At 71.2% G+C, this 14926-nt stretch carries 13 protein-coding genes and 1 tRNA gene; 7 read left to right on the forward strand and 7 right to left on the reverse strand.

What is annotated here, in order from left to right:
- The first annotated feature begins 154 nt into the window (after positions 1-154).
- Positions 155-1159, forward strand: coding sequence for an ArsA-related P-loop ATPase (locus ACLQ2R_RS02000; RefSeq protein ID WP_425957516.1), 1005 nt, complete (start codon positions 155-157; stop codon positions 1157-1159).
- Complete coding sequence (locus ACLQ2R_RS02005; RefSeq protein ID WP_425957517.1) at positions 1156-2283, forward strand: ArsA family ATPase; 1128 nt, start codon at positions 1156-1158, stop codon at positions 2281-2283. The genes ACLQ2R_RS02000 and ACLQ2R_RS02005 overlap by 4 nt, the downstream gene beginning before the upstream one ends.
- A 203-nt stretch (positions 2284-2486) precedes the next feature.
- Here the strand turns inward: ACLQ2R_RS02005 and ACLQ2R_RS02010 are convergent, their stop codons facing one another.
- Entirely contained in the window at positions 2487-2783 is a 297-nt protein-coding gene (locus ACLQ2R_RS02010) for a WhiB family transcriptional regulator (RefSeq protein ID WP_012887233.1), read from the reverse strand.
- Positions 2784-3047: 264 nt separating this feature from the next.
- Here ACLQ2R_RS02010 and ACLQ2R_RS02015 point away from each other — a divergent pair, with 264 nt between their 5' ends.
- The gene (locus ACLQ2R_RS02015) at positions 3048-5315 is read left to right on the forward strand and encodes a transglycosylase domain-containing protein (RefSeq protein ID WP_425957518.1); all 2268 of its coding nucleotides are present in this window, start codon (positions 3048-3050) and stop codon (positions 5313-5315) included.
- Positions 5316-5477: 162 nt separating this feature from the next.
- Here ACLQ2R_RS02015 and ACLQ2R_RS02020 read toward each other — a convergent pair whose 3' ends face one another.
- A complete protein-coding gene (locus tag ACLQ2R_RS02020; RefSeq protein ID WP_425957519.1) occupies positions 5478-5936 on the reverse strand; it encodes a GatB/YqeY domain-containing protein in 459 nt (152 codons plus the stop codon).
- Positions 5937-6027: 91 nt separating this feature from the next.
- Here ACLQ2R_RS02020 and ACLQ2R_RS02025 point away from each other — a divergent pair, with 91 nt between their 5' ends.
- The 3 genes from ACLQ2R_RS02025 to ACLQ2R_RS02035 all read left to right on the forward strand — a co-directional run bounded on the left by ACLQ2R_RS02025 (position 6028) and on the right by ACLQ2R_RS02035 (position 7717).
- Entirely contained in the window at positions 6028-6951 is a 924-nt protein-coding gene (locus ACLQ2R_RS02025; RefSeq protein WP_386239985.1) for a metallophosphoesterase, read from the forward strand.
- A gap of 35 nt (positions 6952-6986) precedes the next feature.
- A tRNA-Pro gene (locus ACLQ2R_RS02030) sits at positions 6987-7060 on the forward strand.
- Positions 7061-7231: 171 nt separating this feature from the next.
- Positions 7232-7717, forward strand: a complete 486-nt coding sequence (locus ACLQ2R_RS02035; RefSeq protein ID WP_425957520.1) for a hypothetical protein — start codon at positions 7232-7234, stop codon at positions 7715-7717.
- A 102-nt stretch (positions 7718-7819) separates the two neighbouring features.
- Here ACLQ2R_RS02035 and dhbC read toward each other — a convergent pair whose 3' ends face one another.
- From dhbC to ACLQ2R_RS02055, 4 genes are all read right to left on the reverse strand, one after another.
- Entirely contained in the window at positions 7820-9022 is a 1203-nt protein-coding gene (dhbC, locus tag ACLQ2R_RS02040) for an isochorismate synthase DhbC (protein WP_425957521.1), read from the reverse strand.
- A gap of 71 nt (positions 9023-9093) precedes the next feature.
- Positions 9094-9873, reverse strand: a complete 780-nt coding sequence (locus ACLQ2R_RS02045; RefSeq protein ID WP_425957522.1) for a 2,3-dihydro-2,3-dihydroxybenzoate dehydrogenase — start codon at positions 9871-9873, stop codon at positions 9094-9096.
- Between the two features lie 293 nt (positions 9874-10166).
- A complete protein-coding gene (locus ACLQ2R_RS02050) occupies positions 10167-11144 on the reverse strand; it encodes a DUF1996 domain-containing protein (RefSeq protein ID WP_425957523.1) in 978 nt (325 codons plus the stop codon).
- Between the two features lie 69 nt (positions 11145-11213).
- Entirely contained in the window at positions 11214-12926 is a 1713-nt protein-coding gene (locus ACLQ2R_RS02055; RefSeq protein WP_425957524.1) for a discoidin domain-containing protein, read from the reverse strand.
- 417 nt (positions 12927-13343) lie between these two features.
- On the opposite strand from ACLQ2R_RS02055, the gene ACLQ2R_RS02060 reads away from it, so the two are divergent.
- Entirely contained in the window at positions 13344-14339 is a 996-nt protein-coding gene (locus ACLQ2R_RS02060) for a LacI family DNA-binding transcriptional regulator (protein ID WP_425957525.1), read from the forward strand.
- Here ACLQ2R_RS02060 and ACLQ2R_RS02065 read toward each other — a convergent pair.
- Positions 14275-14790 carry a MarR family winged helix-turn-helix transcriptional regulator gene (locus tag ACLQ2R_RS02065; protein ID WP_425957526.1) on the reverse strand — a complete coding sequence of 172 codons (516 nt, stop codon included), beginning with the start codon at positions 14788-14790 and terminating at the stop codon, positions 14275-14277. The genes ACLQ2R_RS02060 and ACLQ2R_RS02065 overlap by 65 nt on opposite strands.
- Positions 14791-14926 lie beyond the last annotated feature (136 nt).

Consider the following 14926-nt stretch of genomic DNA (forward strand, 5'->3'; position numbering starts at 1 on the left):
CGCTGACCAGGGAAGGCGACCACGCGGAGGTCCCGTCACCCTCACCGGATGACCTCCGGGTCCGCCCTCCCCCGCCTGGACGACGCCCTCCAGGGGAACTTCCGCAGGAAGGCCGCGGGGAGTTGTCAAGGGGGCGTTGGGTAGCCTTCGAAAGGTGAGAGCTCGCGACACCGATTGGGACGGCGTACGCCTCCACGTCGTCACCGGCAAGGGCGGCACCGGGAAGACCACGGTGGCCGCCGCGCTCGCGCTCGCCCTCGCGGCGGGCGGACGGAAGGTCCTGCTGGTCGAGGTCGAGGGCCGCCAGGGGATCTCCCGGGTCTTCGACCTGCCTCCGCTGCCGTACGAGGAACGCAAGATCGCCGTCGCGCCGGGCGGCGGGGACGTCTACGCCCTGGCCATCGATCCCGAGGAGGCCATGCTCGAGTACCTCGAGATGTTCTACGGCATGCGCAGGGCCGGGAAGGCGCTCACCAAGATGGGCGTCGTCGACTTCGCGACCACCATCGCCCCCGGTTTCCGCGACGTGCTGGTCACCGGCAAGACCAGCGAGGCCGTCCGCCGCAAGGACAGGAACGGCCGCAGGGTCTACGACGCGGTCGTGCTCGACGCGCCGCCCACCGGCCGGATCGCCCGCTTCCTGAACGTCACCAACGAGGTCGCCGGGCTGGCCAGGGTCGGCCCGATCAAGAACCACGCCGACCTGGTGAACGGGGTCGTGTCCTCCCCCGAGACCGCGGTGCACTTCGTCACGCTCCTGGAGGAGATGCCGGTCCAGGAGACCCTGGACGGCCTGCGCGAGCTCCGCGAGGCCGACCTCCCCGCCGGGGGGATCTTCATCAACATGGTCCGCGAGTCGCTGCTGCCCGAGGCCGTGCTGGACGCCGCGGCCGAGGACAGGTTCGACCCGGCCGAGCTGGTGCTCGGGCTGAAGGCGGCCGGGCTCACCGACGGCGGTCCCGCCGCGGTCGCGGTGGCCGAGGCGCTCACCGAGGAGATCGCCGAGCACGCCCGCCGCACCGAGCTGGAACGGCAGGAGAGACTCTCGCTGGTGAAGTCCGCCCGCCCCCGCTACGAGCTGACGCTGCTGTCCGACGGGGTGGACCTGTCCGGCCTCTACGAGCTGGCGGAATCGATGCGCACCCAGGGAGCAGCGTGAAGAAGCCACCGGTTCTCGACCTCGACGCGATCGTCGACGACCCCGACACCCGGATCGTCGTCTGCTGCGGTTCCGGCGGCGTCGGCAAGACCACCACCGCCGCCGCCCTGGGGCTGCGCGCGGCCGAGCGCGGCCGTTCGGCCGTGGTGCTCACGGTCGACCCCGCGCGGCGGCTGGCGCAGTCGATGGGCCTCACCGAGCTCGACAACACCCCCAGGCCGGTCGCGGACGTGCAAGGCGAAGGCCGGCTGCACGCCATGATGCTCGACATGAAGCGGACCTTCGACGAGATCATCGAGGCGCACGCCGATCCCGAGCGGGCCCGGCAGATCCTGACGAACCCCTTCTACCAGTCCCTGTCCTCAAGCTTCGCCGGCACCCAGGAGTACATGGCGATGGAGAAGCTGGGCCAGCTCCGCCGTTCCGGCGAGTGGGATCTGATCATCGTCGACACCCCGCCGTCCCGTTCGGCGCTCGACTTCCTGGACGCCCCCGAGCGGCTCGGCCGCTTCCTCGACGGACGGCTCATCCGGCTGCTCATGGTCCCGGCCAAGGCCGGGGGGCGCAGCGCGTTCAAGCTGCTCAACGCGGGTTTCGGCATCGTCGCCGGGGCACTGACCAAGCTGCTGGGCGCGCAGGTGCTCAAGGACCTGCAGACGTTCGTGTCCGCGCTGGACGCCGTCTTCGGCGGGTTCCGGGCACGGGCCGAGCAGACCTACCGGCTGCTGCAGGCCCCGGGGACGGCGTTCGTCGTCGTGGCCTCGCCGGAACGCGACGCGATGCGCGAGGCGTCCTACTTCGTGGAGAGGCTGGCGGCCGAGCGCATGCCGCTGGCGGGACTCGTGGTCAACCGGGTCCACCTCTCACCCGCCTCCGTGCTCTCCGGGGCGCGCAGCACCGCCGCCGCCGAGGACCTGGAGGCGCGCGGCGAGCACGAGCTCACCTCAGCCGTCCTGCGGCTGCACGCCGGGCGGATGCAGCTGGCCGCGCGCGAGCAGCGCGAGCAGGAGCACTTCATCTCCGCCCATCCCACGGTGCCGGTCGCACGGGTCCCCGCCATGGCGCAGGACGTGCACGACCTGGATGGCCTGCGCGAGGTGGGCCGCCTGCTGGCCGCCCAGTGACCCGGGGCACCTCCCGGTAGGAACCCGACGCCTCCCGGCGATCCGGTCCGGCGTGCTCATCTGTGCGGTCCGGCGGGTCAGGAGGACTCACCCACGTGGTTCGGCGGGCGGCCGGAGGTCCCGGCCGCCCGACGCGTTCAACCGTCCCGGGACACGCGTGTACGGCTGGCGCCCGGCGCCAGCCGTACGGGATCGGCGCGAACTCAGCCGGCGATCAGCTCGTTCGTTCGCTCGTACTCCTCTTTGGCCAACTCCAGCAGGTCACGCCAGGAGTCGACATCCGGTCGTCGGCGCAGCAGCGCTCGACGTTCGCGCTCGGTCATCCCGCCCCACACCCCGAACTCGATGCGGTTGTCCAACGCATCGGCGAGGCACTCGGTCCGGACCGGGCATCCTCGGCAGATCAGCTTTGCTCGGTTCTGGGCAGCACCCTGAACGAACAAAGCGTCAGGATCCGCACCCTTACAGGCCGCACGGGAGGTCCAATCCGTGATCCACATTCGACCCCACTCCCCTTAGGTGGTCAGTCGTGACTTGGGCCGACGGGCGCGGGCGTCGAGCCTCGGTATTCAATTGCTGCAGAAAGAGAACGTACGCAACCAGACGTTCGGGCCGACAGACCCCGGCGGGACCAAATTCTCACATGGTCATCCACGGCCATCTGGCCGGGAATGACTAGTCACCCGCCTGCGATACCGGGAGAAGTCATCTCAAAAGGGTGTTCCGTTACCGTTTGGAGCATCAGCCCGACGTACTCTTGACCCGTGCAAGCTGAAGGCAAAGCCAAGGGATCGGTTCTCCGCGCGATCGGCGGTGTGCTGAAACTCGCCGTGGCGGCGACCGTCACCGGCGTGCTGGCCGCCGCCGTGGCGGTTCCGGTGGTCGGCGGCGCGGGGATGACGGTGAACGCGGCCACCAACGAGCTGCGGCTTCTCCCCGAACCGCTCAAGGAACCCCCGCTGGCGGAGAAGACCACCCTGCTGGACGCGGACGGCAAGCAATTCGCCCAGTTCTACTTCCAGAACCGTGAGTCGGTGAAGATCGACGAGGTCTCCGACATCATGAAGACCGCGATCGTGGCGATCGAGGACGACCGGTTCTACGACCACGGCGCGATCGACCTGGAGGGCACCTTCCGGGCCGCGGCGAGGAACGTCTCGGGCGGCGGGGTCGTCCAGGGCGGCTCCTCCATCACCCAGCAGTACGTCAAGCTCGTGCTGGTCAACGCCGCGGAGACCAAGGAGAAGCGGGACGCCGCGCAGGCGCAGACCATCTCCCGCAAGCTCAACGAGCTGCGCTACGCGCTGTACGCCGAGGAGAAGTACACCAAGGCGGAGATCCTCGAGAAGTACCTGAACATCTCCTACTACGGCGCGGGCGCCTACGGCATCCAGGCCGCGGCCAAGCGCTTCTTCGGCAAGCCCGCCTCCAAGCTCAACCTCTGGGAGTCGGCCACCCTCGCCGGGTCCGTGCAGAACCCGAGCGTCACCGACCCCGACGCCGGCAAGGCCGCCCGCGACCGGCTCCTCGAGCGGCGCAACACCGTGCTGAACCGGATGGCCGAGCTCGGCAAGATCACCAAGCCGGAGGCCGAGGAGGCCAAGAAGAAGAAGCTCGGCTTCAAGGACGTCGAGGCCCCCGGCGGCTGCCAGGAGAGCAAGTACCCCTACTTCTGCCTGTACGTGCAGCACGAGATCGCGCTCAACGAGGACTTCGGCAAGACCCCCAAGGAGCGCGAGAGGCTGCTCCAGCGAGGTGGTCTGACGATCACCACCACGCTCGACACCAAGGCGCAGAAGGCCGCGGAAAAGGCGATCAAGAAGTACGTCAAGCGCAGCGACAAGCCGGTCGCCGCGCAGGCGATGGTCGTCCCCGGCACCGGAGCCGTCAAGGCGATGGCCGCCAGCCGCAAGTACGGCAACAGCAAGAAGAAGAACGAGATCAGCTACAACCTGGTCGGCGACAGGGACCACGCGGGCGGCGCGGGCTTCCAGGCCGGCTCCACGTTCAAGCCCTTCACCCTGCTCACCGCCCTGAGCCAGGGCATGAAGCTCGGCGACGGCTTCTCCACCGGGGACGTCTACACCGCCCCGAGCTACAGCGCGTTCCGCGACTGCAAGGGCGCCTCGCGCGGCGATCCCAAACACGACGTCCACAACTCCAGCGAGAGCAGCGGCGGCTTCAAGACCCTCACCACCGGCACCCTGGGCTCGGTGAACACCTTCTTCCTCCGCCTGGAGCAGGAGGTCGGCCTCTGCGAGACGGTCAAGACGGCCAAGAGCCTCGGCATCAAGCGCGCCGACGGCGGGAAGCTGGAGGAGGTCGAGACCTTCACGCTCGGCACCAACGAGATGGACCCGGTGACGGTCTCCGCCGCCTACGCGGCGATCGCCGCCCGCGGCACCTACTGCGCGCCGATGGTCATCACCGAGAGCCTCGACCGCGACGGCAAGAAGACCTCCTACAAGCCCAAGTGCAAGCAGGCCCTGGACGAGGAGGTCGCCGACGCGGCCGCCCACATCATGTCCGGGGTGTTCACCAAGGGCACGATGACCGAGGTCGGCGGCATCGGCCGCCCGGCGGCGGGCAAGACCGGCACCACCGACGCCTACACCGCCGCCTGGTTCGCCGGTTTCACCCCGGAGCTCGCCTCCGCGGTCAGCCTCGGCGACCCCCGCGGCGCCTTCAAGTACGACCTGACCGGCGTGACCATCGGCGGCCGCTACTACAGCTACGTCTACGGCGCCTCGATCTCCGGGCGGATCTGGAAGGACGCGATGCTCGGCGCGCTCAAGGGCGTCGAGGCGAGCTCGTTCACACCGGTGAACATGGAGCGCTTCGGCGGCTGCTCCGCCGGCCGGTGCGCGCCCAAGCCCCCGCCGAAGCCCGACCGCGACGGCGGCGGTGACGACAGAGGCGGCGACCGCGACGGTGACCGCGGTGGCTGGGGCGACGACGACGACGGCGGCCAGGTCGGCCAGGACGTCAACGACGGCGCGGCCGGCGGCCCCGACGACTGGGGCAACTGGTAGGGGCGAGGCCCTTCCGGGCACCGTTCCCCCGGACACGTGAAAGGGCCCTCCCGCCCGGCCCCGCGAGGAGCACGGCGGGAGGGCCCTTTCACGCCCGGAACCGGCCGGTCGTCAGTTCGGCCGGAACCGGCCGGCGTCAGCTCGGACGGTTCCGGACGGGCGTCAGGAGGACGCCAGGCGGGCCCGCACGGCCTGCGCGACCCGGCCGCCCTCGGCGCGTCCGGCGACCTTCGGGTTCACGACCTTCATCACCTGGCCCATGGCCTGCGGACCGGTGGCACCGCTCTCGGCGACGGCCTCCTCCACCAGCGCGGCGAGCTCCTCGTCGGAGAGCTGCGCGGGCAGGTACGCCTCCAGTACGGCCTGCTCGTCGACCTCCGCCTGCGCCTGCTCCGTCCGCCCGGCGCCGCTGAACGCCTCGGCCGCCTCCCGGCGCTTCTTCGCCTCCTTGGCCAGCACCTTGACGACCTCGTCGTCGCTGAGCTCGCGGGCCGTCTTGCCCGCGACCTCCTCGACGTTCACGGCCGCCAGGGCCATGCGGATCGTGCGGGTGCGGATCTCGTCCCTGCTCTTCATGGAGACCGTGAGATCGGCCTTCAGCTTGTCCTTCAATGCGCTCATGCGGTCCATCTTGCCGCCTCACCAGCCCCGCTGTATCCCGAGTTTCCTTCCGGAGGCCGGATCCTGGGCACGACTCGGGCATGATGAGGACGTGAGGAAAGCAGCCGCGGTGCCCCTGTCCCTGCTCGGCGCCGGCGTGGCCGGCCTGGCGTACGCCTCGATCGTCGAGCGCAACGCGTTCCGGCTGCGCCGCTTCGACGTGCCCGTCCTGGAGCCCGGACAGCGGCCGGTGCGCATCCTGCACCTTTCCGACCTGCACCTCACCCCCGGCAGGCGGATGCTGATCGACTGGGTGCGCTCGCTGGGCGACCTCAACCCCGACCTGGTCGTCAACACCGGCGACTCCATCTCCCACCCCGACGCGATCGCGCCCCTCATGTACGCCCTGGAGCCCCTGCTCGCGCGGCCCGGCCTGTTCGTCTACGGCTCCAACGACATGTACGAGCCCCGGCCGAAGAACCCGGTCCGCTACCTCTGGCGCACCTCCAAGGCCGACTACGGGCAGAAGATCCCCACCCTCCCCTGGGAGGAGCTGGGCGCCGCCATGGCCGGTGAGGGCTGGCTGGACATGAACAACACCACCGCCCGGGTCAAGGCCGGTGATCTCGACGTGGCCGTGGGGGGCATCCACGACTCCCACATCAACCTCGATCGTTACGACCTGATCGCCGGCCCCGCCCCGGCCGAGGCCGACCTGCGCCTGGGCGTGATGCACTCGCCAGAACCCCGCAACCTGACCCGCTTCGCCGCCGACGGCTACCAGCTGCTGCTGGCCGGCCACACCCACGGCGGACAGCTCTGCATCCCCTTCTACGGCGCCCTCGTGACCAACTGCGGGATCGACCGGGCACGCGTCAAGGGCATGAGCCGCCACGACTCCGCCTACCTCCACGTCTCCGCCGGCCTGGGCACCAGCCCCTACGCCCCGGCCCGCTTCTCCTGCTACCCCGAGGCCAGCCTGCTGACCCTCATGCCCCGTCGCCGTGGCGACGCAAGTACCCGCGAAGTCCGCTAGACTTTCCCAAGCACGAGCAAGACCAGACGTGCGAACGGGGTGTGGCGCAGCTTGGTAGCGCGCTTCGTTCGGGACGAAGAGGCCGCAGGTTCAAATCCTGTCACCCCGACGTTGAATGTCCCGAAGTGAGGGGCCTGATCCGCCTGGCGGATCGGGCCCTTTCGCTGTTCCCGGAGGATTCTCGGGAAATGATCTCCTGTTCCCGGAAGACGCCGGGGATGATCTTCGTGGATTTCCCCTCCCTCCACGGCGCGGGAGGGGAGCCGGTTAGCGTCTGGGGATGAGCGAACGGTTCCGTGATCCCGGTACGTCCTGGTACGACCTGCCGGCCGACGAGATCCTGGTGCGCTGCCCCCGCTGCGACGGCCGCGCCGCGGTCCGGCCCCTGCCGGGCGGGGAATCCGGGCTCTTCGCGCCGCGCAGGCTGCTCTGCCCGGCCTGCGGGTACGTCCGTGGCTGGGCGGGCGACCGGGTCGGCTGGTACGACGAACCGGCCGACCCCTATTTCCGTCTCCCCCTGTGGCTGAGCGCGCCGTGCTGCGGGCACACGCTCTGGGCGTACGGGCGGCGGCATCTCGATCTGCTGGAGGATCACGTGGCCGCCCTCCGGCGGGAACGCCGGCTGCCTCCCGCCACGGGAGGCGGGAATCACGGCAGGCCGCGAACGCTGGTGGAGTCCCTGCCCGGCTGGATCACCGGCGCTAGGCACCGCGAGGAGGTCCTCCGGGTCCTCGCACGCCTGCGCGCCACCCTGGACGTTCCCTGAGCGACGGGAGCCGCCCTTCGGCGGGCGAGGGTCGGCGGAGGCGTTCTTAGCGCTCTCTTCCGGCGGCCGAGGCGTTCGCGGCGTGCTCCCGGCGGCGGTGGGTCAGTGGCCCTGTCCCAGGCCGGCCGCGTGGAGCATCGTCTGGAACTTGGCGGTGGTCTCGGCGAGCTCGCTCTCCGGGACCGACCCGGCGACGATGCCCGCGCCGGCGAACAGGCGCATGGTCCGGTCGGCCACCTCGGCGCAGCGGATGGTCACCACCCACTCGCCGTCGCCGTGGATGTCACCCCAGCCGACCAGGCCGGCGTACAGGCCGCGGTCGAACGGTTCGATCTCCTCGATGGCCTGGCGCGCGGCGCGGGCGGGTGTGCCGCAGACGGCGGGGGTGGGGTGCAGCAGGGTGGCCAGCTCCAGCGAGGTGACCGACGGGTCGTCGAGCACGCCGGTGATCCGGGTCGACAGGTGCCACATGGAGGCGGTGGACAGCAGCGACGGCCCGGCCGGGACGTTCAGGTCGCGGCAGTAGGGCCGCAGGGCCTCCACGATGTTCTCGATCACCAGGGCGTGCTCGCGCAGGTCCTTGTCCGAGGTGAGCAGGGCGCGGGCCCGTGCGGAGTCCACGACGGGATCGGGGTGGCGGGGCGCGGACCCGGCCAGCGGGTTCGTGGTGATCGCGCGTCCTGAGCGGGCGACGAGCAGCTCCGGGCTGGCGCCCAGCAGCGTGCGGGGTCCCGTGCCGGGCCGTCCGCCGACGGGCAGGTCGACCGCGTAGCCGTAGGCCTGCGGGTCGCGGCGTACCAGGTTGCCCAGGACGCCGCCGACGTCGACGGGCGCGCCGAGCGTGACGTCCAGGGCGCGGGCCAGCACGATCTTCTTCAGCTCCCCGGCGGTGAGCTTGGTCAGCGCCCTCTCCACGCCGCGTACGTAGTCGCCGGGGGCCGGGACCGGGCCGAACGCGGTGAACGTGCCGGCGACCGGCTCGGGGCAGGCCGCGGAGGCGTCCGTACGCCGTGCGACCGGGCCCGTCCAGCGGACGGCGGCGGGCACCAGCAGGCGGGCGGGGCGGTCCTCGCGGAAGGGCACCGCGCCCACCACCATCGGCGCGGGATGGCCGGCCTCCTCGGCCTCGCGCAGGGCGGTGGCAACGCGCCCTCGCAGGTCGGCGGTGGTGGAGTGGGGAACCTCCCGGCACACCCCGCGGGCGAGCAGGGTACGGGCCGGTGAGGCGAAGAAGAAGGCCCCGGGCTCGTAGTCGCCCAGCAGGTCGGGCGTTCTGGGCATGGTCAGGGTGTCGTTCGACGGCATGGTGAGGGTGCTCCTGTAGGGAGGGGATCCAGGAAGGGGGAAGATCCGAAAAAAGAGGGGGTGACGTCGCGCTAGGACCGGAGCGTGGCGCCTCCGTCGACGTACAGGTCCTGCATGGTGATGTGCCTGGCGTGGTCGGAGGCCAGGAAGAGGACGGCGTCCGCGATGTCCTCGGGAGCGGCCAGCCTGCCCAGGGGGATTCCCACCCGGAAGGCGGCCGGCGAGCCGTCGATGACCGCCCGGGCGCCGTGCTCGCCGGTCCACAGGGCACGCTGCATGGGGGTGTCGGTCGAGCCGGGTGACACCACGTTGCACCGGATGCCGTACGGCGCCAGCTCCAGGCCGAGGCACTTGGTGAACTGCGCGGCGGCGGCCTTGGAGGCGGCGTAGGCCGCCATGTTCACCCGGGGCACGCCCGCCGCGTTGGAGCTCACGGTGACGATCGCCCCGGATCTGCGGGGGATCATCCGGCGGGCGACCGCGCGGCAGAGGTGGAAGACGCCGCCGGCGTTGACCGCGAAGGTGTGCGCCCACTCGTCGTCGCCGATGGTGACGGCCGGTCCCGAGCAGGGCACCCCGGCCACGTTGACGAGCAGCCCGATCGGGCCGAGGCCGGTCTCGACACGCGCGATCACGTCGTCGACGGCCGCGCTGTCGGCGACCTGGCAGGTGTAGGCGATCGCGGTGCCGAGGCCGGCGGCGACCCGCTCGACCCGCTCGGTGTCGATGTCGAGCGCGGCGACGCGCGCACCCGCCCCCGTCAGGGCGCGCGCCACCGCCTCACCGATGCCCTGTGCCGCACCGGTGACCACGGCCACCACGCCGTCCGTCACCGCGCCGTCCCCCGCCATGCTCCCGCCCTGCTCCCGACCGTTTCCGTCCGTGTCCGCCTGTGCCGGTAGGAAGGCTAGTGCCATCACTTTGAGTTGCGCAGCAAAAACGTATAGTTACTTTTCACAGATCAGCGGGACATGCCGACGCTTGGGAGGAACGGGCGGATCGCCGGACGGAGCGGACGGCCGTACCGGCCGGGCGAAGAAAAGGGCGGTGCGGGCCGAGGCCCGCACCGCCGGGGTCAGGACGAATTTCCGTCCTTGCCGTACGTGATGGTCAGGACGGGTTTCCGTCCATGCTGGGGTCCACGTCAGGACGGGTTGCCGTCCGCGCCGCACTTGATGATCGGGCGGATGCAGTTGCGCACCCGGCGTTCCATCTCGGCGGTGGGCCAGGCGTTGAAGAAGTCGCCGTGCATGGTGTACCCCGGGCCGGAGGCCAGGCGGAACCGCGCCGGGTCACCGCTGACCGGGTAGCGCAGCACCTGGCGGAGCTTGGGCACCGGCACCGGGTGCGAGGCCGGGCAGGTCCCTCCCACCGGGTAGGACATGTGGCTCTTGTGGTCGGCGGAGTCGAGGTCCCTGCCGTTCCAGCACTGCGGGAAGTCCAGGTAGGACTCCAGCATCGTGCCGGCCGGGCAGTTCACGAAGTTCTTCGAGGCACCCACGTGCCCGGCGTGCAGGCACGACCAGCGCGCGATCGTGTTGTCGTCGGGCCCGGTCGCCTTGGCGTTGCCCGCGACGATCCGCAGGCCGAGCGGGAGCGGCTGGGTCCGCGCGATCACGTCGTCGCGCACGCCCTCGCCCAGGTAGTAGAACGTGGTCCCGGTCGGCTCGACCGGGGTGTTGCCGTTGTAGAGGGTCGGCACCCAGTACGACGACAGGTCGACGCGCGGGTTGCAGTTGCTGGGAGAGCTCTGCAGGCTCGCCAGCGTCGTGTGGGCGTTGGTGGTGGTGCTGCCGAAGAAGCTGTGCATGTGGGAGGCGCCGGGCAGGCCGGGGAAGATGATCGGGTCGTCGGGCAGCCGGTGGCTGAACGGGCAGTCGGCGAGGAACTCCGCCACCCGCACGACGGCGGCGGACGAACCGGAGGCCACGGAGGACGCAGCGGACGCAGCGGACGCGGAGGACGAGGCAGCGGACGCGGTGGCGGACTGTGACCGGGACGCCGTACCGGCCTGGGCGGGCAGGACCGTCAGCGACGTGCCGAGCAGCGCCCCCAGCGCGAGGGCGAGGGCCAGCGGGCGTGACCGGCGCCGGAGCGCGCCGGGGGACAGGAGCGGACGCATGGGGTGACTCCTTTGCTGGGGCTCCGGCACGGCCCGGCGGGGGCCGTACCGGAGCGGGAGGGGTGGGGGTTACCGGTAGACGCGCACGTAGTCGACGAGCATCTGCTTGGGGAAACCGGTGCTCGCGTCCGGCGGGCCCGGCCAGTCGCCGCCGACCGCGAGGTTGAGGATGATGTAGAAGGGGTGGTCGAAGACCCACGGGCCCCGGGTCGCCTCGACCTGCTCCTTGCTGATCGTGACGACCGTGCGGCCGTCCAGCGTGTAGACGATGCCCCTGCTGTCCCAGGTGGCCGCCCAGACGTGGAAGTCGTCGGAGAGGTCGGCCCCGTTCGGCAGCGTGTACGAGCCGCCGATGCCGCCGCCGCCGTTGTAGGCGGGCGCGTGGACGGTGGAGTAGGCCGTCTTGACGTCCTTGCCGAGCACTTCCAGGATGTCGATCTCACCGTTGTACGGCCACGGCCTGCCGGTGAGGAAGTCGGCGCCCATCATCCAGAACGCGGGCCACAGGCCGTTGCCCTTGGGAACCTTGACGCGTGCCTCGACCCGGCCGTAGGTGAAGGTGAACTTGCCTCCGGTGTTGATCCGTCCCGAGGTGTACCGGCAGGGGCCTCCGGGACACGACGACCCGGCGGTGGTCTCCTCGCGCGCGGTGATGACGAGGTTGCCGTTGCCGTCCATGGCGGTGTTCTGGGGCGTGTAGTACTCCAGCTCGTTGTTCGGGCCGGTCCCCGGGTCCTGGGTCCACTTGGCCGCGTCGGGCCTGGTGCCGGAGGCGCCGTTGAACTCGTCGCTCCAGACGAGCGCCGGCGGGTTCGCCGGGTCGGCCGGGATCGGCGGGGGCGTGATCGGCGCGCCGCCGGTGCCCCAGACCTGGAACTCCCACAGCGAGTAGCCGTACGGGGTGGCCCGCCGGGTGCCGTACAGGCGCACGTAGCGGCCGGTTCCGTCGACGGTCAGCGTCTGCTTGAAGCCGGTGCCGGTGGTGGTGGAGTAGATCGGGGTCCAGGTGGCGTTGTCGGAGGAGACCTGGATCTGGAAGGCCGTGGCGTAGGCCGGGTCCCACTGCAGCACGACCCTCCTGACCCGCGCGGTCGCGCCGAGGTCGACGGAGATCCAGGCCGGGTCGACCCAGCCGCCGGTGGGGCTGGTCGCCCAGCGCGAGGCCGGGTCGCGGTCGAACGCCCTGGCGGGGGTGCACTCCCAGCAGTTGCCGTCGTGCTGGGAGGTGGAGGCCGCGCCGGGCCTGCCGTAGGAGAGCAGCCTGAGCTCGCCCGGGTCGGTGGAGCCGGTCGTGCCGTAGACCTGGAACTCCCACAGCGAGTAGCCGTAGGCGGTGGCCCGCTGGGTGCCGTACAGGCGCACGTAGCGGCCGGATCCGCCGACGGCCAGCGTCTGGTCGCCGCCGGTGCCGGTGGTCGTGGAGTGGATCTTCGTCCAGGTGGTGCCGTCGGGCGAGGTCTGGATCTGGAAGGCGCGCCCGTGAGCGGCCTCCCACCTCAGCGTGACCTGGGTGATGGTGGCGGTGGCACCGAGGTCGACCCGGAGCCACTGCGGGTCGGCGAACGCGCTGGACCAGCGGGTGCCGGGGTCGCCGTCGACGGCGGCGGACGCGGGGAAGGCCACCCCCTCGGAGGAGGAGGCCGTCACCGGCCTGCCCTGGGAGAGCAGGGCGTCGGCCGCCGACGCGGGCAGGACCGCGAGGCAGGACATGACAAGGGCGAGGGCAAGGGCAAGGGCGATCAGCAGGGCCGGTGTGCGGGCGGGATGTCGAGGCGAGGGCATCGCGTCTCCTCGGGGTGGGGGGTGCAACCGATATCGGTTCGGGGAGCGCTCTCTGAGAGGAGATTGCTCTTGTCTGACCGAGACTGTCAAGTACCCGTTCAACCAGCGGGAAACGAGCCTGACACGTGCCGGTAACCAACCATACGGTTCAGGGAGCGCTCCCGGAGCCTCCTTCCTGGAGCCTTTCGGGGCCCTTGAGCTGGAGCTCGACGACATGCACACAGGGAGCGTTCTCTCGCGTTCGCGTCACCGGGTGGCCGGGTCGGCTCGCGGGGACACGGCGAGAATCCCGTCGGTGGACCGCTCCCACCCAGGGAACGTTCTCTCCATGATCAGTGGATAGGCTTCGGGGAGGGTGGGACCGCACACCCCGGCAACCCTTGACCACGCGGCGGTACGCACTGCGGGAGAGACCACATGAGACGTCCCACGCTGGACGCCGTCGCCACCAGGGCCGGCGTGTCCAAGTCGACGGTCTCCAGGGTGGTGAACGGCGAGCCGACGGTGGCCGCCGACCTCCGCGACGTGGTGATGCGGGCGGTGAACGAGCTCGGGTACGTCCCCAACCCGGCGGCGCGCAGCCTGGTGACCCGGCGTACCGACTCGATCGCGGTGATCGTCTCCGACCCGTCGACCGGGCTCGTCTCGGACGACCCGATGTTCTCCACGGTCGTGCGCGCGGCCAGCCGGGAGTTCGAGGCCGCTGGCAAGCAGGTCGTGCTCATGCTCGCCGGTTCCGACGACGCGCGGCTGCGGGCCAGGCAGTTCGTGGCCGCCCGCCACGTGGACGCGGTCATGCTGGTCTCGATGCACGGGGCCGACCCGCTGCCCGCCGCGCTCGTCGCCACCGGCATCCCGCTCGTCTCGCACGGCAGGCCCGCCTCCCGGGTCCCCATGCCGTGGGTGGACAACGACAACGTCGGCGGGACCGGCCAGGCGATCCGGCACCTGCTGGAGGGCGGGCGGCGCCGGATCGCCACGATCTGCGGGCCGCTGGACATGTCCGCCGCCCAGGACAGGCTCGGCGCCTACCGCGAGGTGCTGAGCGAGACCGGGCGGCGTTCGATCGTGGCCATCGGGGAGTTCACCCGCGCCTCCGGGACCTTGGCCATGGAGCAGTTGCTGGAGGACGACCCGGCGCTGGACGCGGTGTTCGCGGCCAACGACCTGATGGCGATCGGCGCGCTGCGGGCGCTGCGCCGGGCGGGCCGGCGGGTGCCCGACGACGTGGCGGTGGTGGGGTACGACGACATCGAGGCGGCCCTCTACACCGATCCGCCGCTCAGCACGGTGCGCAGTCCCATGGGCGAGCAGGCCGCCGCCTCGGCCCGGCTGCTGCTCGGCCTGCTCAGGGGTGAGCCCGCGGAGCCGGTGGTCCTGCCGACCCGTCTCGTGGTGAGGGAGTCGAGCTAGCGTCCCGCGCCCGCGACTCGCCGTGGGCCCCGCCCCGCAGGGCGCGGGCGAGGCCGGCCAGCCCGAGCGCGAGACCGGCGCGCTCCTCGTCGGTGAGCTCGCCGAACAGGACGTCGTGCCTGGCGCGCAGCCCCGAACCGACCTCCCCCGCCACGGCCCGTCCCGGCTCGGTGAGGCGGAGGCGGTAGAAGCGCCGGTTCGCCGGATCGCGCTCACGCGACAGCCACCCCCGCCGCTCCATGCCCGCCGCCAGGCGGCTCACGGTGCTCTTCTCCAGCCCAAGGCGGGTGGCCAGCTCGCGCTGGGAGAGCGTCTCGCCCTCGGAGAGCTCCCCCAGGGCGAACACCTCCGACAGGGAGAGCCGCAGCTCACCGGGGCCCTGCGGTTCGAGCAGCCCTCCGGCCTTGGCGAGCAGCCGGAGCAGGCGGCGCAACTCGTCGTCGGGGAACACTCCCTCATGAGTTGTTTCGTACAACTGTTGGTCCTATGCTCGACGCCAGAGAGTTGTTTCACACAACTATAGGAGACGCCATGCGCACCGCCACAGAACCCCCGGGGCCCGCGTGAGCGCGCTCGACCGGCCCGGC

It is taken from the genome of Streptosporangium sp. DT93 (assembly GCF_049844535.1).
Lineage (GTDB): Bacteria > Actinomycetota > Actinomycetes > Streptosporangiales > Streptosporangiaceae > Streptosporangium.

Excerpts from the sequence above, each read along its gene's own strand:
- ACLQ2R_RS02010 (WP_012887233.1), bottom strand. The coding sequence starts at position 2,783 with ATGTGGATCACGGATTGGACCTCCCGTGCGGCCTGTAAGGGTGCGGAT.
- ACLQ2R_RS02020 (WP_425957519.1), bottom strand. The coding sequence starts at position 5,936 with ATGAGCGCATTGAAGGACAAGCTGAAGGCCGATCTCACGGTCTCCATG.
- ACLQ2R_RS02035 (WP_425957520.1), top strand. The coding sequence starts at position 7,232 with ATGAGCGAACGGTTCCGTGATCCCGGTACGTCCTGGTACGACCTGCCG.
- dhbC (WP_425957521.1), bottom strand. The coding sequence starts at position 9,022 with ATGCCGTCGAACGACACCCTGACCATGCCCAGAACGCCCGACCTGCTG.
- ACLQ2R_RS02045 (WP_425957522.1), bottom strand. The coding sequence starts at position 9,873 with ATGGCGGGGGACGGCGCGGTGACGGACGGCGTGGTGGCCGTGGTCACC.
- ACLQ2R_RS02050 (WP_425957523.1), bottom strand. The coding sequence starts at position 11,144 with ATGCGTCCGCTCCTGTCCCCCGGCGCGCTCCGGCGCCGGTCACGCCCG.
- ACLQ2R_RS02055 (WP_425957524.1), bottom strand. The coding sequence starts at position 12,926 with ATGCCCTCGCCTCGACATCCCGCCCGCACACCGGCCCTGCTGATCGCC.
- ACLQ2R_RS02060 (WP_425957525.1), top strand. The coding sequence starts at position 13,344 with ATGAGACGTCCCACGCTGGACGCCGTCGCCACCAGGGCCGGCGTGTCC.